Raw genomic sequence first — 19424 nt, 5'->3', positions numbered from 1 at the left:
CCCAAAGTTTTGTGGTTGAAGTGTCCATTTCGAAATCACCGGCACCATGTTTTTTCCTGACAATGTAACGGAAACCATGGCGCACGTCTTTCAGCTTGAAGATTTTGTTGTGCCGCAGCTACCTATTTTCCCATGTGCACGGGAATGCCATCAGCGCGGCCGGAGGAGAGCAGATCTGGTTTTAAAGTAGGGGTGATTTCGGATTTGAATGTGTTGTGGACGCAAAAGGGGAAGGACATGGAAAGAGTCTTAGGCTGCCACCCCGACTATTCTTTCTAAAGGGTTAAGCCTGTTGAGCCCGTTGAGCCCGTTTGCCGGTTGATCAAGATAAGATATGGTTCCTTTCTAAACGGGCTAACGGGCTCAACGGGCCAAACCGGCCAACCTGTTGATACGACCCACTATATTTGAGAACTCACCACTTATCCACTTTTGCAAAAGAGCTTCGCCAGATTCAGAAGACGATGCCAACGTATCCCACAAAACTATCCGCCGGGTTTTTATCGTAGCTGGTGGCATAGGCAATGGACGCCGCCTGTTTGGCGCCCAGATGCTTGGCGGTCTCAATGGCAGTCGCCGCGGCGCCGGCACAGCATGCATTCTGGCTGGCTAAGGCCTCCGTGATGACCTTTTCTGCATCCATACTCAGCATCATATCGATGATGCGGCGATCGTTTTTCTGGCGCACCCAGTCAACCGCCTCGGGCCCCGGGCCTTTGGATACGAATCCATAATTGGGGCCATAATGGGTCAGATCAGTGGATCCAATCACCTTAATATTTAGATTCAGCTGCGCGGCGATTTCGACGACCGCCTGGCCGATGGCTAAAGAGCTTTCAGCAGGTGGCACGCCCATGGCAACGATACGCACATTTTTGAAAAAATACTTAATAAAAGGCAGCTGAAGCTCGATGGTATTGTCCTGGTTAAACTGGTTGTAGGATTCAAGGGTGAAGGAAAATTGTTTTGCCAACTCGCCGGCCAATTGCTCCTCAACAACAATTTCACCGAAAGGGGTCTCCCAGGCACCTTCGGCCATCATTACACATCGGTCATTTGGATGAAGATGCATTCCGAAAATCACCAACACATCGGGCGGTTCATCCGATCTTAAACTGCTAATCACATTGCAGGCAATGCTTCCGGAAAAAAACCAGCCGGCATGGGGCACAATACCCCCGACCCGCTTTCCGACCGGAATGTCAAGCTTCTGGCCCTCCGCCAGAAAACCGTCGATTTCTTTTTCGCATTCAGCCGCGTTAGCCGGATACCAGCTGCCGGCAAATACAGCTCTTCTGAGTTTAGTGGGTGTCATGGCCGTCCTCCTGATATCAGGCGCAAGGTTCAAGGAAAGAGGCTTAGGGTTCTGGGTTCGTCATGACGTATGTGGTTGGTACTGGAGAAGCGCGCGAAGATTCGAATTGTTACACTCAGGGTTCCTGCTGCAAACGGTTAATGCCCTTTGTCTTGCGCCGAGTGCCAGTTGATTAAAGCGATTTGATGGCGTCGATAAAACGGGCCTCTTTTAAAGTAACCTATTAATATCAATGATTTGTTACTATAAAGTATCCAAAATGAATTGTCCATGCTCTTTTCTAAAAAGCGCGTTCAAGCTTGGGTGATGCCATATTATATTGATCTGTTTTTAATCGAAAAACCGGTCCAGCTTGCTTCCTTTTTTAGAAAAAATGATTAACATGATAAATGGAACTTTGGCACAGACAGCATAAATTCGCTGGTTAAATACTAATTTCATGGGAGGCAGATATGTGGGAGTATACCGATAAGGTTAAAGATCATTTTCTTAATCCGCGCAATGTCGGCGTTATCGATGATGCTGACGGGGTAGGAGAGGTCGGCTCGATTGCATGCGGTGATGCCCTGACTTTTTATTTTAAGCTCGATGAAGACGGCAAAATTAAAGATGCCACTTTTCAAACATTCGGCTGTGCGAGCGCAATCGCTTCTTCCTCAGCCCTGACGGAGATGGTCAAGGGCAAGACCCTGGAGGAAGCGAAAAGCATCACCAACGAAGACATCGCTGAATTTTTGGGCGGCCTGCCAAAAGAAAAAATGCACTGTTCAGTGATGGGCCGCGATGCATTGGAAAAGGCCATTGGCTGTTATCTGGATGAACCCGAAAAAGAGGTTGATGGTGAAATCGTATGCGAGTGTTTCGGTGTCACCGACAGGGAAATCGAACGCGTGGTGCGGGAAAATCATGTTTCGACCATCGAAGGCGTTACCGACTACGTCAAAGCCGGTGGCGGCTGCGGCAATTGCCACGACCGCATCCAGGAAATTATCGACACGATTTTGGGCAAAGAAAAACCCACCCCCAAAAAAGCACCGGCCTTAACTAACTTGCAAAAGATTAAACTGATTGAGGAAAGTATCGAGCGCGAAATCAACCCCACCCTGAAAAAAGACGCCGGCCGGCTGGAATTGATCGATGTCGACGGGAATCGGGTCCTGGTCCGCATGGGTGGATCCTGTGCATCCTGTGTCAAATCACCGGTGACGTTGAAGCACTATGTTGAATCCAAGTTGCGGGAGCTGGTTTCACCAGACCTCGTGGTTGAGGAGGTGCAGTAATGAAGGTCATCTATGTTGATAACAATGCCACGACCATGGTGGCACCGGAAGTGCTGGACGCCATGATGCCCTATTTTAGTGATTTTTACGGAAATCCCTCCAGCATGCATTCTTTTGGCGGAAATGTTGGCGAGGCAATTAAGACGGCCCGCGAAAATGTTGCCAATCTGCTCGGTGCGTCGCCCTCAGAAATCGTTTTTACCAGCTGCGGAACAGAAAGCGACGGCACAGCTATACGCGCGGCCATCGAATCCTATCCGGATAAAAAACATATTGTGACCTCCAGAGTCGAGCACCCGGCCATAAAAAATCTGTATGAAACCCTTTCTAAAAAAGGATACCGCGCCACATTCGTTCCGGTTGATGATAAGGGCCGACTCGATCTAGACTATTTTTATAACAGTTTAAGCGATGATACCGCTGTTGTCAGCCTGATGTGGGGCAACAACGAAACCGGTGTGCTTTTTCCCATCGAAGAAATCTCGCGTGAGGTCAAAGACCGGGGAATTTTATTCCACACCGATGCGGTTCAAGCCGTAGGTAAGGTCCCCATCAACGTTAGCGAAAGCGGTATTGATATGCTCTCACTTTCGGGTCACAAATTTCATGCGCCCAAGGGCGTCGGCGCGCTATACATCCGCAAAGGCACCAAATTTTCCCCGTTTATGATCGGCGGCCACCAGGAAAGTGGGCGCCGCGGAGGCACTGAAAATACGGCTGCGATTATCGGGCTGGGCAAAGCGGCCGAGTTGGCCTATGGCCATGTGCAAGTAGACGGTTATGAAGACATCAGCCGTTTACGGGATAAACTCGAGCATGCCCTGCTGGCAAAGGTGCCCAATGCGATGGTCAACGGTGATACGACCAGTCGCCTGCCCAACACCACCAGTATTGCCTTCGAATATGTGGAGGGCGAGTCCATCCTTTTGATGATGAATGAACACGGCATTTGCGCCTCTTCTGGCTCAGCCTGCACATCCGGCTCGCTGGAGCCGTCCCACGTGTTGCGTGCCATGGGCGTTCCCTTCACCGCGGCCCACGGCTCCATCCGCTTTAGTCTCAGCCGCTATAATACCGAAGATGAAATGGATGTGATCATCGATACGCTGCCGCCGATCATCGAGCGACTCAGAGAGCTGTCGCCCTTCTGGAAGCAGGCTATGGAAGGGTAACTCGAGGGGACTGCCGGTTTAATAAGTTAAATTCACCGCAGAGACGCAAAGTTCGCAGAGAATATTCATATTGTGCCTGTTTTTCTGATCCCGCAAAATGTTTGACACATTTCGCGGGACAGGTATCCAAAAATAGCCCCAACTTTATCTGCCTTTCGGGCAATCAATAACAAGATAGATGCTGGTTCGCGGAATTATTTATTTAACCGCGAAGCGGTTGAGGGGTTTTCATTTGCCGTCATCTCAGCGGCAAATGAAAAATAACTTTCTCTCTGCGCTCTCTGCATCTCTGCGGTAAAAAGAAGACCTTGCTCAAGCTTTCTGCCGAATCTTACTCTTTAACCATTCGATCCAGGCATCGAAGCCTTCTTCGGTTTTGGCCGAAATTTCAAAAACCGGCATCTGCGGATGAACCTGATGGATGAAATCAAGCGCCTTTTGCTTGTCAAAATCCAGATAAGGCAGCAAATCAATCTTGTTTAGGAGGGCCGCCTCACATTCCCGGAACATCAGCGGATATTTAACCGGCTTGTCTTCGCCCTCGGTGACACTCAAGATCACCACGCGTGAATCCTCACCAATGTCAAACTCCGCCGGGCAGACGAGATTGCCAACATTTTCAACCACCAAAAATTCAATCTCATCAAGATCCAGCGTCACGGCCGCTTTTTCAATCACGTGCGCAACTAGGTGACAATCGCCGCCGAATTCATCGGTATTAATCTGGACCACCGGCGCTTCGGTATTGGCCAGCCGGTCGGCATCGTGGGTTGTGCAGATATCGCCCACAATCACGGCACTTTTGATTTCAGGCATAATCCGCGCCAGGGTTTTTTCAAGGGTGGTTGTTTTACCCGAACCCGGTGAGCTCATCACATTGAGCACAAAAATGCCTTTTTCGGCAAAAAGCCGCCGGTTCTGTTCGGCCATCTTGGCGTTCACATCCAGAACCCGGCGCACAACCTTTATCTGGCGGCTGCCGCTTTTTTGGGTACTCACATCCGCCGCTGAATGATGGGTGTGGCCATGGTGGGGCTTGTCAAATTCTTTATGATGAAAATAGTGTTTTATATGAGAGATATTATCCAGAATCATGTTTTTCCTCTTCAACAACCTCGATGGACTCGATATCGAGTTCCCGTCCGGAAAGAATTTCCAGCGAGCCGCTCTGACATTTTTGGCAGACAAAAACAGGCGCATCGATGGTCCATTGCGCATTGCAATCATTGCATTTTGCCACCACCGGCAATTCTTCAATGATCAGATTGGCGCCCTCAAGCGGTGTGTCTTTGATGGCCACGGCAAAACAAAACCGCAGGCTATCCGGCACAACCGCCGCCAGTTTGCCAATTTTGAGATTAACCGCAGCCACCCGGGCTTTGCCTAAATCCGCCGGCAGGGAGGCGGTGGCAATCTCCACAATCTGTAAGGCAATACCCATTTCGTGCATACGCAGTCGCCTATCGCTTCGATATAATAATCCTTTACGGTCTCAAAAAAAATACCGCCCCGACTCTGCTGGAGCAGCTATTTGTTATTGGTTATTGGTTATTAGAATAACGAATAACAGATAACCAATAACCTGCGTATTAATGTCTCATTTGCAAGGCTAACTGACCCTGAATGTAAGAGCCGATTTGCATCTTAACTGAAAACTTGAGCGCAGAACTCTCCCAGGCTTCCAAGATCTTCGCACACATGAACCCCATGGGACTTCATGGCGTCAATCTTTGCCTGGGCCGTGCCGCTGCTGCCGGAGATAATGGCTCCGGCATGGCCCATGCGCCTGCCTGGGGGCGCCGTAAGCCCTGAGATAAAGCCCACAACCGGAATGGACATTTGATTGGCGATAAACTCAGAGGCTTCCTCTTCAGCGGTTCCGCCGATTTCACCGACCATGACCACACCCTGGGTGGCGGGATCCTGCTCAAACGCTTCCAGACAATCGATAAAACTCGTGCCCGTGATCGGATCGCCCCCGATACCGATACAGGTCGTCTGCCCGATGCCCTGCAAGGTTAACTGATGGACCACCTCGTAAGTTAAAGTCCCTGACCTTGACACCACCCCGATCGGTCCGCCGGGCTTGTGAATGGGTCCCGGCATAATACCTATTTTGGCCTCACCGGGTGTAATAATACCCGGGCAGTTGGGCCCGATCATGCGAACCGATTTTGACTGCAGGTAGTTTTTAACCCGCATCATATCCAGAACCGGGATGCCCTCGGTAATCACGACGATCAAATCCAGCCCGGCATCGGCAGCTTCCATGATCGCATCAGCGGCAAAAGCCGGCGGCACAAAAATCAAACTGCAGTTTGCACCGGTGGCTTCAACGGCACTCTGCACGGTATTAAATACCGGTACATCATCCATTTTTTGTCCGGCTTTGCCAGGCGTGACCCCGGCGACAATCTGGGTACCGTATTCAATGCAGTGCCGAGTGTGAAATTGTCCTTCTTTTCCGGTAATGCCCTGAACCACAACCCGGGTGTCTTTATTCGCAAATATGCTCACGATTTTTCCCCTGTTTTATTTTTCACCGCAAAGACGCAAAGATCGCAAAGTTAATATTCTTTCATTTGCCGTTGAGGGGACGGCAAATGAAAATCTTCAACCGCTTCGCGGTGGTAAACCGATGATATTAGCACCTGATCCGGTTTACACTTTAAGCATATACTATCGACATTTGGCAGATTGTTTGGCCTGTTTTTTCCTCTCAAAAAAACAGGCCAAAATGAAACATTCTCTGCGGCCTCTGCGGTGAGCCGTATCTATCGAACAGTTATCAGCTTTATTGAACGACTTCGGCAATTTTTTGGGCGGCATCTTTTAAATCAGCAGCGGTGATTAAATTCAGGCCGGAATCTGCCAAAATTTTGCGCCCTGCTTCCACGTTGGTACCTTCCATGCGCACCACCACCGGGACTTTGATGCCGGTCTTCTTAGCGGCCTCGACCACACCATTGGCCAGAATATCGCAGCGCAAAATCCCGCCGAATATATTGATTAATATGCCTTTGACATTCGGATCACTTAAGATAATGCGAAACCCGTTTTCAACCATTTCAGCACTGGCACCGCCACCCACATCCAGAAAATTGGCCGGTTCCGCCCCGGCTTGTTTGATGATGTCCATGGTGGCCATCGCCAGCCCGGCACCGTTAACCATATTGCCCACATTGCCGTCCAGATTGATATAATTGAGGTTGAATTTGGAGGCTTCAACCTCGAGCGGATCTTCCTCATCTATATCACGGTACTCTTTTATTTCCGGATGCCGGAAAAGGCCATTATCATCAAAATTTATTTTGGCATCCAATGCCATCACCGTTTCTTCGGCAGTGATGACCAGCGGATTGATTTCAAGCAGTGAGCAATCCGCATCCATAAAAAGCCGGTACAGATTTTTCAGCATGGCCACAAACGGTTTCATCACCGCTGGGCTCAAATTTAAGCCAAAGGCCACCGCACGGCAATGATAGGCCTGTAAGCCCTGCAGCGGATTTATCGGCACTTTGATAATTTTCTCCGGGGTTTCAGCAGCCACTGTTTCAATATCCATACCGCCGGCCTCACTGGCCATAATGACAATCTGGGCCGATGAGCGATCCGGAATAATGCTCAGATAAAGCTCTTTGGCAATGTTGAGACCCTGTTCGACCAGCACTTTTTTCACCAGCTGGCCACCGGTACCGGTCTGATGGGTCACCAGGTTCATGCCGATAATGTCGTCCGCTGCTTGGGCCACCTCCTCTGCGGATTGGGCCAATTTAACCCCACCGCCTTTACCGCGGCCGCCGGCATGAATCTGGGCTTTGACAACCACCGGATAACCGCCAAGCGTTTTGGCAATGTCAACGACTTCTGCTGAGGTAAAAGCGATTCCCCCTTCCGGTACAGGGACGCCATATTTTCTGAACAATTCTTTGGCCTGGTATTCGTGGATCTTCATATTCGTCTTCTCCGTCGCTATTACGAGCGCCGAGGTAAATTTTAATAACTCAGGCGTAAGGCGCCTGATTCAAGGGTTCAGGGTTCAAAGGTTCAAGGTTACGATCAATGGCAGCTAGTTGCTGGATGCCAGCAGTTGGCAAGTTTATCCTGCAACCCGCAACGCGTAACGCGCAACCGATTAACCCTGAACGCGGAACCCTGAACCTTTTAACCTATCACAGCAAGCACATCACCCTTGGCCACCGAATCGCCGCTACTGAAGTTGAGGCTTTTAATTGTGCCGCTTGCCGGTGACGGCAGGGCGTTTTCCATTTTCATGGCTTCCAGTATCACCACTGTTTCACCCTCGTTGACGGCATCGCCTTCTTGTTTTGCGTATTTGATAATCATGCCGGGCATCGGTGCGGTCAGCGGAGTGCCTTCAACGACTGCTGCCGGGGCGGCAGCGGGCGCTTCGGCCTTGGCTTCTTTGGCTTCAGAGGCCGGCGGTTTTGCAGCGGCAGGTGCAGCTGCCGGGGCGGCAGGCGCAGCCGGAGCGGCAGCCGGCATCTGCATACCCGCAGCCATTGGTTGAACATAGCTGACCACCGGTGAGCCGCCGATTTCGTCGACCGCTACTTCAAAATAATCTTCACCTACAAAGACATTGAAGGTGCGCGTGTTTTCGCTTCTTTCAGGACCATTTTTACCGCCTTTTTCAACCAGCAGGCCGGCCTTGGCCTTTTTAATCAGCTCCTGCTCGGCAGCCGCATCCTCCAGCGTTCTGGGCTGCACATCCTGCGGGGCCTGTTCTTTGCCGTATTTCCATTTTAAAAATCGCTCTCCGGTGACCGGGTACAGCGCATAGATCAGCAAATCGTCCAAATCAACAGCCAAATCACCGATCTTATCTTTGGCTTCTACCAGCTCGGACTCCAGCACCTCCGCCGGGCGACAGGTAATGGGTTCCTCTCCGCGGTCATAACCTTTGAGGGCCTTTTTCTGCACTTCGCCATCAATGGGTATAGCGGTTTTACCATACAGACCGTAGCACAGGTCCTTAACCTGGCCGGTGATCATTTTATAGCGTTCTTTTTCGTCGTCAAACAGAACATTGTTGACCGTCTGGGTGCCCACAATCTGGCTGGTGGGCGTAACCAGTGGAATTTGCCCCAGCTCTTTTCTGACCCGCGGCAATTCGGCATATACCTGATCAATCTTATCGAGCGCATCCATTTCTCGTAATTGATTGACCAGGTTGGACAGCATTCCGCCCGGCGTCTGATGGAGCAGCACGTTAATGTCGATGATGGACACCTTGGTATCATCCAGCAGATGCCGGTATTTGGGCATGACCTCTTTTTCAAGAATTTCATTGATCTGGGCCAGCAGTCGGATGTCAAAACCGGTGTCCCGATTGGTGCCCAGCAGTGTCATCACCAGGGGCTCGATGGCCGCATGGCAGGTCCGATAGGCATAGGGCGACATAACGGTATCAATAATATCCACCCCGGCCTCGATGGCTTTTAAGTGCGTCATCGGCGACATTCCGGAGGTAAAATGGCTGTGCAGGTGAATCGGCGGTTTGACGGTCGCTTTCAGTGCTTTGATGAGATGAAACGCATCATAAGGCGCCAGCAGGCCGGCCATGTCTTTGATGCAGATGCTGTCAGCTCCCATATTTTCCAGATCTTTGGCCTTGTTGACGTAATAGTCGATATTATAGACCTCTCCGCCCATGCGCGGCTCGGTCATCGTATAGCAGATACAGCCTTGAAAATGCTTGCCGTACTCTTTAATCACCGGAACGACCGTTTCAAAGTTACGATAGTCGTTGAGGGCGTCAAAGGTGCGAAAGACGTCCATGCCGTTTTCACAGGTCCTTTCAACAAAGGCCTTGGCGACATCATCGGCATAGTTGCGATAACCCACCAGATTCTGGGCCCGCAGCAGCATCGAAAACGGCGTCTTTTTGATATAGCGTTTTAAGGTACGAAGACGTTCCCAGGGATCTTCATTTAAAAAGCGGTGCATGGTGTCAAAGGTTGCTCCGCCCCACACTTCCATGGCCCAAAAACCGACATCGTCCATCATTTCGGCCACCGGAATCATGTCTTCGGTGCGACCCCGGGTCGCAAACAGGGATTGATGGCCATCACGAAGCGAGAGGTCCTCTATCTTGATAGGGTTTTCCGCCGCGGGCCGATCTTTGTCATAATTCATTGTCGTGTTTTTTACTTGAATGTCGTCATTCATTTTTTGGCACTCCTTTTATATGCTTTAGAAGCAAGGTGTTTAGTGTTTGGTGTTTGGTAGAACGTAATCGTGAAAAACATACGAAACACGAAATACGAAACACAAAAAACCCCTTATAATTTACGAAAAGTTCTCAGCTGCATCAAATTGCGCATCTGCATTTGCGCCTGCCGGCCACTGATGCCCCAGGGCTTGATGGTTGGTGCAGGCGGTTGGGCAAACAGCGGCATCTGGGCAGCCGCCGGCATGGCGGCCTGCATGGCAATCGCTTCTTCTTCGGTTTTAATATATTGCATCACAGCGGCGATGGCCGCTGCAATTTTTTGATCATCTCCCATCTGAACTCCTTTATTGGGTTAAACCGTTTGAGCCCGTTTTCCGGTATTGCCGGAAAACTGAGGTCTTTGAGGCCACAACGAGTTAAACGGGCAAAACCGGACAACCGGCAAACCGTTTACATGGGGATATTGCCATGTTTTTTCGGTGGCCGGGTTTCCCGTTTGGTGCATAATACTTCCAGGGCATCGATCAGGCGCGTCCGGGTCTCGCTGGGCTCGATGACCGCATCAATATAACCCCGATTGGCTGCCTGGTAAGGATTGGAAAACAGCTCTTCATATTCTTGAATTTTTTCCTGGCGCTTGGTGGCTGAATCCTCAGCTTGCGAAATTTCCTTGCGGTGGATGATATTGGCCGCGCCCGCCGCACCCATGACGGCAATTTCCGCCGTAGGCCAGGCAAATGCCATATCCGCTCCCAGGTCTTTGGAACACATGGCCAGATACGAGCCCCCGTAGTCTTTGCGGGTGACCAGCAGCAGCTTGGGCACTGTCGCCTCTGAATAACACCACAAGAGCTTGGCACCATGTCGGATAATCCCTCCCCATTCCTGCTGGCTGCCCGGCAGATACCCCGGAACATCGGCGATGGTCAGCATCGGAATATTAAACGCGTCGCAAAATCGAATGAAACGGGTGGCTTTGTCCGACGCATTGATGTCCAGACAGCCGGCCAGCACCTTCGGCTGGTTGGCGATAATGCCAACACTTCTGCCATTCAATCGGGCAAAACATACCACCATATTGCGGGCAAAATATTGATGGGGCTCGAAAAATTCCCCGTTGTCAACAATGGCACGAATGATGTCTTTGATATCATAAGACTTGTTGGGGTTGTCCGGTATGACCGAATTTAACGCCGAATCGGACCGACGCGGATCATCACCGCTATCCACAACTGGGGGATCTTCCATATTATTGGCAGGCAGATAGGATAACAGCCGTTTGATGCGATCAATAGCATCTTGATCGCTGTCACAGGCAAAGTGCGCCACACCGCTTTTTTCATTATGTGTTTTAGCGCCGCCCAAATCCTCAAAGGTAATTTCTTCACCGGTAACGGCTTTGATAACTTCAGGTCCGGTGATGAACATATAGCTGCTGCCTTTGACCATGAACACCCAGTCAGTCATGGCCGGTGAATACACCGCGCCACCGGCAGTGGGGCCCATTATCGCTGAAATCTGCGGTATGACACCCGAGGCGGCGGAATTGCGGAAAAAAATCTGGCCATACCCGGAGAGGGCATCAACACCTTCCTGAATACGGGCACCCCCCGAGTCGTTTATCCCCACAAACGGAACACCGGCTTTTAAGGCCAAGTCCATGGCCTTGCAGATCTTTTTGGAATGCATCTCCCCCAAACTGCCGGCTCTGGCCGTAAAATCCTGAGAGAACGCAAACACGGGCCGGCCGTCCACCATTCCATGGCCGGTGATGACCCCGTCAGAGGGGATGTCAACTTTTTCCATGCCAAAATTAACACAGCGATGATTGACAAACATATCAATTTCGCGAAACGTCCCCTCATCAAATAAGAGATTTAACCGTTCACGGGCAGTGAGCTTGTTTTTTTCATGCTGCTTGGCAACCGCTTTTTCGCCTCCCATCGCAAGGATTTTGGCTTCACGTTCCTTCAGTTCTTTGATTTTATTTTCGACAACACCCATTATTCAAATCCTTTCATTGGCGTGTTAGAGTAGCCACCTCCACCTAAGGTGCTTCGGCTACGAAGGCCGGACTGGAGTACTGGTTTAAGAATGGATATCACTCTGTAAAATGCCAATAGGCCACTATTTTATGACTCACGGGATGAATGCAACCTTGATTTAGCGGTATTGGATGACCGACCTCAGAATCGTGATTATAAAAGGGTAAATCTTCTAGACCGGAGGCTTATTGTCAAGAAAAAAAAGCAATTTATCAGCTGCAAGTGTCGGGGAGGTGTCACCTCTGGCAACCGCACGGGTAATCTGATCGAGTCTTTGTTTGATTTTAGGATTGTTATAGAACCTCTGTTTCAGCTCATCTTCAACCATGGACCACAGCCAGTCCAGCGCCTGTCTTTGGCGTTTTTGTTCCAATTCGCCGCTGCGGCTAAACTGGTTATGAAATTGTATAACCGTTTGCCAGATGTCATCAATACCTGTCATCTCCACTGCACTGCAGGTCAATACCGGCGGCTCCCAGTTGGGAGATGCGGGTAGCAGCATATGCAATGCGGCGGCATATATTTTGGCGGCTTTTTGAGCCTTTTTGATATTATCACCATCAGCCTTGTTAATGGCAAGGGCATCGGCCAGTTCCAAGACACCTCTTTTTATTCCCTGTAACTCGTCTCCGGCACCAGCGAGCATCAACACCAGAAAAAAATCAACCATTGACGCCACGGTGGTCTCAGACTGTCCTACACCGACAGTCTCGACGATGATCACATCAAAACCGGCGGCTTCGCAGACGAGCATGGTTTCGCGTGTTTTGCGGGCCACGCCGCCCAGGGTACCCCCGGAAGGAGACGGACGTATAAACGCATTTTTTTCAACCGCCAGTTTTTCCATGCGGGTCTTATCAGCCATCACACTGCCGCCGCTTTTGGAGCTGCTGGGATCGACCGCCAGAACAGCCACCCGATGGTCGCCTTCCACCAGCAATGTGCCCAGGCTTTCAATGAAAGTGCTTTTGCCGACACCGGGCACACCGGTAATGCCCAAACGAATCGCTTTGCCGGTATGCGGCAAGAGCTCATCAACGATGTGGCGTGCCAATTGCTGATGATCAGGGCGTGAGCTCTCAATCAGGGTGATGGTTTTAGATAGCAACCTGCGGTCCTGTTTACGGACACCCTTAATCAATATTTTAGGATCAGCCGGATTCATTCGTTAATTTTGCAATCTAGGATATTTATCCTCCAATCACGTGATTCGCGTTTCGGGTGATGGCATCAAGAATACCGATTAAACGCCTATCCGGTTTCGAATTTTATGAGGTTAGCTATCCTCTCTGCTCCAGAGCATTGAGCACGTGATTGGCAGATTCGGTCACGGGTGTACCGGGGCCGAAAATACCGACCACGCCGGCATCATACAAGGCCTCATAGTCGGATGGCGGTATAATCCCCCCCACCACCACCAGTATATCCCCGCCGCCCTCTTTTTTAAGGGATTCAATCAACTCCGGCACCAGTGTTTTATGACCGGCGGCCAGACTCGATGGGCCGACCACATGAACATCATTTTCGACTGCCATTCGGGCGGCCTCTTCCGGTGTTTGAAACATGGGGCTGATATCCACATCAAAGCCAAGATCGGCGAAAGCGGTGGCAATGACTTTAATGCCCCGGTCGTGACCATCCTGGCCCATTTTGGTCACCAGGATTCTTGGGCGCCGGCCTTCTTTTTCATTAAATTCTGCTGCCCGTTTACGGATGGATTCAATAATTTCACTATCACCGTATTCCGAGGCATACACACCCGATATACACTGGGTGGTGGCCACAAAACGCCCAAAAACTTTTTCAAGGGCATCTGAAATTTCGCCGCCGGTGGCCCGGGCCCGCACTGCCGGAATGCAGGCTTCGAGCAAATTACCATCGGATTCAGCAGCATTGACAACTGCCTGCAGCGCCTGCTCAACCGCTTTTGCATCCCGGTTGGCTTTGAGCTCTTTTAAACGATTGACTTGTTCATCCCGAACACTTGCCGGCACTTCGAGAACGTCAAGGTCCACATCTTCTTCGATCGTGTACTTGTTGACACCGACAATCACATCTTTGCCCTGATCAATACGGGCCTGCCGGCGGGCAGCCGCTTCCTCGATCCGCATTTTGGGCATTCCGGTTTCAATCGCTTTGGCCATGCCGCCCATTTCTTCAACTTCATCGATAATTTTACCGGCTTCGCGAATAATACCGTCCGTTAACGACTCAACATAGTAGGAGCCTGCCAGCGGGTCAACGACTTTGCAAATTTGAGATTCTTCCTGCACAATCAGCTGGGTGTTGCGCGCAATCCGAGCTGAAAAATCAGTGGGCAGCCCGACGGCTTCGTCAAAAGAATTGGTGTGCAGCGACTGAGTGCCCCCCAAAGCGGCCGACAAGCATTCTAGCGTGGTCCGGATGACGTTATTATACGGATCCTGGGCCGTCAGGCTCCAGCCTGATGTCTGGCAGTGGGTGCGCAACATGGTTGATCGCGGATCCTTGGGGTTGAACTGGCTGATGATTTTATGCCACAAAAACCGCGCTGCGCGCAGCATGGCAATTTCCATGAAAAAGTTCATGCCGATCCCAAAGAAAAAAGACAGGCGCGGCGCAAAGGCATCAATATCCAGCCCGGCGTTGATGGCGGCCCGAGCATATTCCAGGCCGTCTGCCAGGGTAAAAGCGGTCTGCAAAACGGAGTCGGCGCCGGCCTCCATCATATGATAACCACTGATACTGATGGTATTGTAGCGGGGCATGTGACTTGAACAATACCCGATGATATCGGAAACAACTCGCATCGAAGGTTCCGGCGGATAGATATAGGTGTTGCGGGTCAGGTATTCCTTTAAGATATCATTTTGGATCGTTCCGGCCAATTTTTCCTGGCTGACGCCCTGTTCTTCAGCAGCAACGATATAGCCGGCTAAGATTGGCAATACGGAGCCATTCATGGTCATGGATACCGTCATCTGATCCAGCGGAATCTGATCAAACAGGATTTTCATATCTTCAATCGAGTCGACCGCCACACCGGCCTTGCCGACATCCCCGCTGACCCGGGGATGATCGGAATCGTATCCACGGTGCGTCGCCAGATCAAATGCCACTGACAGGCCCTTTTGACCGGCTGCTAGACAGCGGCGATAAAAAGCATTGGACTCTTTGGCAGTGGAAAATCCGGCGTATTGCCGGATGGTCCACGGTCTTCCCGCATACATGGTTGCCCGGGGACCCCGCACATAAGGTTCCAGGCCCGGCAGTGTATTGAGATGCGCCATGTTTGCGAGATCTTCAGCCGTGTATAAGGGCTTTACAGGTATGCCTTCCGGGGTATTCCAATCCAAGGATTCCAGGGGTTTGCCTCTTAACCCTTTTTCGGCGAGCTCCTGCCATTTTTTAATATCCGGGTGTTTTGCCATGGTCGTTTACTCCTTTTTCTAACTTTTATTCCCGTAGTAAGAACAATTATAAGTAGATTATTATAACTTAGGTATCAGGCTCAAAAGTTCCGCCGTTGGCGGTTCAGGTGTCGGGTTTCAGGTGTCAGGGACAAATATAAGGACTGACACCTGAACACTGACACCTGGCACCTAATTTATTGCTGTAATCGGTAGAAAGTATCAACCGCAAACTAATCTCTCTGGCACAGCTCCACCAACACCCCGTTGGTGGATTTGGGGTGCAGAAAAGCAATTTTGGCCCCACCGGCGCCGATCCGCGGGGTTTCGTCAATCAAGCGTATGCCCTTTTCCTTTAATTCACTTAAAGCCTCTTCAATGTTCTCCACACGAAAGGCCACATGCTGAATCCCCTCGCCTTTTTTTTCAAGGTACTTGGCAATCGGCCCATCGGGCGCGGTGGATTCCAGCAATTCCACTTCACTTTCGCCAACCGGGAAAAAGGCCGTCGTGACTTTTTGTTCCGCCACGGTTTCCGATCCCTCATAGGCAAGACCCAAAACATCGGTCCAGAAGTTTTTGCCGTCATCGATGCTGTTAACCGCAATACCCAGGTGATCAATTTTTAAGATTTTCATTGAATACTCCTATTTTATTGTCATTTTTGATTGTCATTTGCCCCTTCGGGAGCGTCATTTAACCACTTGTCATTATGGTTTGAATACCACGACTGTTTTGCTTGCTGTTACCTAAATCTGGTTAGCTGAACCTTTTTTGCCGATTAAACGAATATAATTATTCAGTTTGATTCCAAGCACGTCGATGTCTTTTTGAAAATTATGAAAGTCAGCATCATTGATCAAGCTACGGTTATGCGCTTTGGTTATCCAGGTTTTTGTTTCATACAAAGATCCTCTTGCATAATATTCAAAATGTTTGGACTCTTTATAATGAAACCTTCCGTATCCTTCACTGATATTTGAAGCGACTGAATCTGCTGCTTTCACGAGTTGCTTGCCAACGATATCTTTTGCAAAATAATTCCACTTAACAACGATGTCCCAAATTCGATCTCCCAGCGACATTGAGAGTTGATATACGTGCAAATCATCCAGCTTCATCCTTACCCATTTTTAATGACGTGAGCGAAGCGAACGTATGACTATAAATGACAAGTCAATAAATGAATGGCAAGTCAATCTATTGCATGAAATGACATTTCCTCAAGAGGAAATTATGGCGCTGATTCCACTGATACGATTTCCGGGATTTCCTTTTTCAGTATTTTTTCAATACCGTTTTTAAGGGTCATTTGCGACATGGGACATCCCGCGCAGGCCCCTTGCAATCGAACGGTCACGATACCTTCCTGAACATCGACCAGTTCTACATCCCCGCCATCGGCCTGCAACATGGGTCTGATTTTTTCAAGGGCTGCCTCAACTTTTTCTTTCATGATACAATCTCCTTTGGTTGCGTAGGTTTATTAGAATCAATGAGAATATATGAGTTTAATTTTACCACGAAGAGTTCGAAGGATAAGAAGAATGGAATTTTATTTTTCTTAGTGTCTTCGTGCATCCCACGCCCGCCATCGTCCGCCTGAGGCGGGCTCAGGCGAGGCGGGCGGGTTCGTGTGCTTCGTGGTGAGTCCTTAAATGTTTGCCTTTAATTCAGTTGTTACGATTTCGATAAAAACCCGTGCGAAAAGACTCATATTCATCTGCTAAAATTGCCAGGCGCATCTGCTTCATCAAGTTTATAAAATAATACACATTGTGCAACGTATTCAAACGATACGCCAGAAGCTCTTTGGCCATGTAAAGGTGGCGCAAATAAGCTCTGGAGTAATTTTGGCACGTATAGCAGGCGCAGCCGGGCTCCAGCGGGCGTGTGTCATGTCGGTATTTGGCGTTTGTGATGTTCAGGGTGCCCTGCTGGCAAAATACTTGTCCGTTGCGCGCATTGCGGGTCGGCAAAACACAGTCGAACATATCGGCGCCGAGTGCCACCAGTTCAATCAGATCTTCGGGCGTGCCGGTGCCCATAATATACTTGGGTTTGGCATCGGGCAGTTTGGGTAATGTAAAATCAGCGATTTCCAGCATTGTCTCCACCGGCTCGCCGACGCTTAAGCCACCGATGGCAAAACCGTCAAACCCCTGTGCAACAAGCGCGTCGCATGACAGTTCCCGTAAATCTTTAAACATACCGCCCTGTACGATACCAAACAGAGCACTGTGACCATTTGTGCCTCCCTGCCAGGCAATCTTACAACGTTCAGCCCAGCGTGATGTTATATCCAGCGCCCGGCGGGTTTGGTTATGGGAGGCCGGATGTTGAATGCACTGGTCCAGACACATAACGATATCCGATCCTAAACACGTCTGTATGTCAACCGCTTTTTCGGGTGTTAGCAAATGCCGGCTGCCGTCAATATGGGATTGAAATGTAACCCCCTCTTCTGAGATGTTGGCCAGCTTGGCCAGCGAAAAAATCTGAAAGCCGCCACTGTCGGTCAGTATTGGGCCCTTCCAGCTCATAAATTTATGGAGTCCGTCAAACTGTTCAATGACCTCACATCCCGGTCTGAGATAAAGGTGATAGGTATTGCCCAGAATGATCTGAGCGCCGGCTGATTCCAGTTCATCGGGTGTCAGCGCTTTGACCGTACCCAGCGTCCCCACCGGCATAAAGACCGGGGTCTCTACTTGGCCATGAGCGGTCTGAACAATGCCGGCGCGGGCACGGGTCGTCGTAGATTCGGCAATAATTTCAAATTCAAGCATGGTGTTTAATTTAAACTTCCTGCGATGTTATCATCCGTTAGTTGTTCTTAGTCCGTCGTCTGTTGTAGCCTGCTTTTAGGTTTAGCCAGTTTGGTTGCAACGGACAACTGACAACGGACCACTGACGCTATAAGATGAGCATCGCATCTCCATAACTGTAAAAGCGGTATCTTCGATTGATCGCTTCTTGATAGGCGTGCAACACCTTTTCGCGACCCGCAAAAGCCGAAACCAGCATAATCAACGTTGATTGGGGCAAATGAAAATTGGTAATCAGCGTATCAACTGCCTTAAACCGGTATCCCGGGTAAATAAACAAATTACAGTTGCCGCTGCCAGCCGCTATCTTACCGCTGGCATCAGCGGCGTATTCCAGGGTGCGCACACTGGTTGTGCCAACGGCAACCACGCGATGCCCGGCCGCTCGCGCGGAGTTGATCAAATGTGCGGTCGCGCTGGAAATCAAATATTGTTCAGAATGCATGTGGTGTAAACGAATATCCTCTGAGCGCACCGGCCGAAAGGTTCCATATCCGACATGCAGCGTAACGGCAGCAATTTTGACACCCCGTGTCTTCAAGCGCGCCAACAGTTCGGGAGTGAAGTGTAATCCAGCCGTGGGCGCCGCTATCGCACCTTTTTGGGTTGCATATACGGTTTGGTAGGACTCCCGATCATCACAGGGTGCTTTCATTTCTGCTGAACGACGAATATAGGGCGGCAGGGGAATTTCTCCAATCCGATTTAAAATGGATTCAAAATCCTCATGCGTGTCAAATTCTAACAGATAGGTTCCATTGCGCCGTTCAAGGACTCGGGCAGACAGCTGATCATCGAAGAATAAAGAACTGCCCGACCGCAGCGGTTTGGCGGCTTTGATCAAACATTCAAAAACCGGTTCAGGTTTGGATGCCAACGGGTTTCCCTGGCCGTTAAAACTGCAGATCAGCACTTCAACGCGCCCACCACTGGCTTTTTTGCCTTGCAGCCGGCAGGGTATCACCGCAGTGTTGTTGACCACCAAAACATCGCCGGGCTTCAGAAAATCGCCCAGCACATCGAACCGGCGATGAAGCACCCGCCCGCTTTGGCGATCCAATACCAGAAGGTTGGATTGATCCCGCCGGTCTGCGGGTCTCTGAGCGATTAGCTCTTCGGGGAGTTGATAATTATAAGCGCTTAAAGCATACATAATTGTTATTTACCATGTCGGATTTGTTTGCCAGCTGCGTTTTGCC

At 50.1% G+C, this 19424-nt stretch carries 17 protein-coding genes; 2 read left to right on the top strand and 15 right to left on the bottom strand.

From position 1 onward, the window contains the following. Positions 1-454: 454 nt before the first annotated feature. On the bottom strand, positions 455-1315 hold the full coding sequence (gene amrB / locus QNJ26_16535; GenBank protein ID MDJ0987151.1) for an AmmeMemoRadiSam system protein B: 861 nt from the start codon (positions 1313-1315) through the stop codon (positions 455-457). A gap of 452 nt (positions 1316-1767) precedes the next feature. On the opposite strand from amrB, the gene nifU reads away from it, so the two are divergent. After that, positions 1768-2595 (top strand): Fe-S cluster assembly protein NifU, encoded by an 828-nt coding sequence (gene nifU, locus QNJ26_16530; GenBank protein ID MDJ0987150.1) that lies wholly within the window; start codon positions 1768-1770, stop codon positions 2593-2595. Further along, the gene (gene nifS, locus QNJ26_16525) at positions 2595-3767 is read left to right on the top strand and encodes a cysteine desulfurase NifS (GenBank protein MDJ0987149.1); all 1173 of its coding nucleotides are present in this window, start codon (positions 2595-2597) and stop codon (positions 3765-3767) included. Before nifU ends, nifS begins: the two co-directional genes overlap by 1 nt. Before the next feature lie 312 nt (positions 3768-4079). Here nifS and hypB read toward each other — a convergent pair whose 3' ends face one another. The 14 genes from hypB to queA all read right to left on the bottom strand — a co-directional run bounded on the left by hypB (position 4080) and on the right by queA (position 19378). Further along, positions 4080-4862: a hydrogenase nickel incorporation protein HypB gene (gene hypB / locus QNJ26_16520; GenBank protein ID MDJ0987148.1), complete on the bottom strand. Its 783-nt coding sequence runs from the start codon at positions 4860-4862 to the stop codon at positions 4080-4082. After that, positions 4849-5217 carry a hydrogenase maturation nickel metallochaperone HypA gene (hypA, locus tag QNJ26_16515; GenBank protein ID MDJ0987147.1) on the bottom strand — a complete coding sequence of 123 codons (369 nt, stop codon included), beginning with the start codon at positions 5215-5217 and terminating at the stop codon, positions 4849-4851. Before hypA ends, hypB begins: the two co-directional genes overlap by 14 nt. 194 nt (positions 5218-5411) lie before the next feature. Then, a complete protein-coding gene (gene sucD, locus QNJ26_16510) occupies positions 5412-6284 on the bottom strand; it encodes a succinate--CoA ligase subunit alpha (protein MDJ0987146.1) in 873 nt (290 codons plus the stop codon). Positions 6285-6561: 277 nt separating this feature from the next. After that, positions 6562-7722: an ADP-forming succinate--CoA ligase subunit beta gene (gene sucC, locus QNJ26_16505; GenBank protein ID MDJ0987145.1), complete on the bottom strand. Its 1161-nt coding sequence runs from the start codon at positions 7720-7722 to the stop codon at positions 6562-6564. Positions 7723-7931: 209 nt separating this feature from the next. After that, positions 7932-9959 (bottom strand): pyruvate carboxylase subunit B, encoded by a 2028-nt coding sequence (locus QNJ26_16500; GenBank protein MDJ0987144.1) that lies wholly within the window; start codon positions 9957-9959, stop codon positions 7932-7934. 113 nt (positions 9960-10072) lie between these two features. Continuing rightward, entirely contained in the window at positions 10073-10297 is a 225-nt protein-coding gene (locus QNJ26_16495; protein ID MDJ0987143.1) for a hypothetical protein, read from the bottom strand. A 116-nt stretch (positions 10298-10413) separates the two neighbouring features. Continuing rightward, positions 10414-11967, bottom strand: a complete 1554-nt coding sequence (locus tag QNJ26_16490) for a carboxyl transferase domain-containing protein (protein MDJ0987142.1) — start codon at positions 11965-11967, stop codon at positions 10414-10416. A 213-nt stretch (positions 11968-12180) separates the two neighbouring features. Then, the gene (meaB, locus tag QNJ26_16485) at positions 12181-13173 is read right to left on the bottom strand and encodes a methylmalonyl Co-A mutase-associated GTPase MeaB (protein ID MDJ0987141.1); all 993 of its coding nucleotides are present in this window, start codon (positions 13171-13173) and stop codon (positions 12181-12183) included. A 115-nt stretch (positions 13174-13288) separates the two neighbouring features. Next, positions 13289-15418 (bottom strand): methylmalonyl-CoA mutase, encoded by a 2130-nt coding sequence (gene scpA, locus QNJ26_16480; protein MDJ0987140.1) that lies wholly within the window; start codon positions 15416-15418, stop codon positions 13289-13291. Positions 15419-15630: 212 nt separating this feature from the next. Beyond that, positions 15631-16035, bottom strand: a complete 405-nt coding sequence (gene mce / locus QNJ26_16475) for a methylmalonyl-CoA epimerase (protein ID MDJ0987139.1) — start codon at positions 16033-16035, stop codon at positions 15631-15633. A gap of 111 nt (positions 16036-16146) precedes the next feature. Further along, positions 16147-16518, bottom strand: coding sequence for a four helix bundle protein (locus QNJ26_16470; GenBank protein ID MDJ0987138.1), 372 nt, complete (start codon positions 16516-16518; stop codon positions 16147-16149). A 113-nt stretch (positions 16519-16631) separates the two neighbouring features. Beyond that, positions 16632-16853, bottom strand: a complete 222-nt coding sequence (locus QNJ26_16465; protein ID MDJ0987137.1) for a NifU family protein — start codon at positions 16851-16853, stop codon at positions 16632-16634. A 217-nt stretch (positions 16854-17070) separates the two neighbouring features. Beyond that, positions 17071-18186: a tRNA guanosine(34) transglycosylase Tgt gene (gene tgt / locus QNJ26_16460; protein ID MDJ0987136.1), complete on the bottom strand. Its 1116-nt coding sequence runs from the start codon at positions 18184-18186 to the stop codon at positions 17071-17073. Between the two features lie 127 nt (positions 18187-18313). Beyond that, positions 18314-19378, bottom strand: a complete 1065-nt coding sequence (gene queA, locus QNJ26_16455; protein MDJ0987135.1) for a tRNA preQ1(34) S-adenosylmethionine ribosyltransferase-isomerase QueA — start codon at positions 19376-19378, stop codon at positions 18314-18316. Positions 19379-19424 lie beyond the last annotated feature (46 nt).

It is taken from the genome of Desulfobacterales bacterium (assembly GCA_030066985.1).
Classification (GTDB): domain Bacteria; phylum Desulfobacterota; class Desulfobacteria; order Desulfobacterales; family JAHEIW01; genus JAHEIW01.
This window is presented reverse-complemented; position numbering and strand designations above follow the sequence as displayed.

What these genes read in the sequence shown, in the direction of transcription:
- amrB (MDJ0987151.1), bottom strand. Translation starts at nt 1,315, where the DNA reads ATGACACCCACTAAACTCAGAAGAGCTGTATTTGCCGGCAGCTGGTAT.
- nifU (MDJ0987150.1), top strand. Translation starts at nt 1,768, where the DNA reads ATGTGGGAGTATACCGATAAGGTTAAAGATCATTTTCTTAATCCGCGC.
- nifS (MDJ0987149.1), top strand. Translation starts at nt 2,595, where the DNA reads ATGAAGGTCATCTATGTTGATAACAATGCCACGACCATGGTGGCACCG.
- hypB (MDJ0987148.1), bottom strand. Translation starts at nt 4,862, where the DNA reads ATGATTCTGGATAATATCTCTCATATAAAACACTATTTTCATCATAAA.
- hypA (MDJ0987147.1), bottom strand. Translation starts at nt 5,217, where the DNA reads ATGCACGAAATGGGTATTGCCTTACAGATTGTGGAGATTGCCACCGCC.
- sucC (MDJ0987145.1), bottom strand. Translation starts at nt 7,722, where the DNA reads ATGAAGATCCACGAATACCAGGCCAAAGAATTGTTCAGAAAATATGGC.
- QNJ26_16500 (MDJ0987144.1), bottom strand. Translation starts at nt 9,959, where the DNA reads ATGAATGACGACATTCAAGTAAAAAACACGACAATGAATTATGACAAA.
- QNJ26_16495 (MDJ0987143.1), bottom strand. Translation starts at nt 10,297, where the DNA reads ATGGGAGATGATCAAAAAATTGCAGCGGCCATCGCCGCTGTGATGCAA.
- QNJ26_16490 (MDJ0987142.1), bottom strand. Translation starts at nt 11,967, where the DNA reads ATGGGTGTTGTCGAAAATAAAATCAAAGAACTGAAGGAACGTGAAGCC.
- meaB (MDJ0987141.1), bottom strand. Translation starts at nt 13,173, where the DNA reads ATGAATCCGGCTGATCCTAAAATATTGATTAAGGGTGTCCGTAAACAG.
- scpA (MDJ0987140.1), bottom strand. Translation starts at nt 15,418, where the DNA reads ATGGCAAAACACCCGGATATTAAAAAATGGCAGGAGCTCGCCGAAAAA.
- mce (MDJ0987139.1), bottom strand. Translation starts at nt 16,035, where the DNA reads ATGAAAATCTTAAAAATTGATCACCTGGGTATTGCGGTTAACAGCATC.
- QNJ26_16470 (MDJ0987138.1), bottom strand. Translation starts at nt 16,518, where the DNA reads ATGAAGCTGGATGATTTGCACGTATATCAACTCTCAATGTCGCTGGGA.
- QNJ26_16465 (MDJ0987137.1), bottom strand. Translation starts at nt 16,853, where the DNA reads ATGAAAGAAAAAGTTGAGGCAGCCCTTGAAAAAATCAGACCCATGTTG.
- tgt (MDJ0987136.1), bottom strand. Translation starts at nt 18,186, where the DNA reads ATGCTTGAATTTGAAATTATTGCCGAATCTACGACGACCCGTGCCCGC.
- queA (MDJ0987135.1), bottom strand. Translation starts at nt 19,378, where the DNA reads ATGTATGCTTTAAGCGCTTATAATTATCAACTCCCCGAAGAGCTAATC.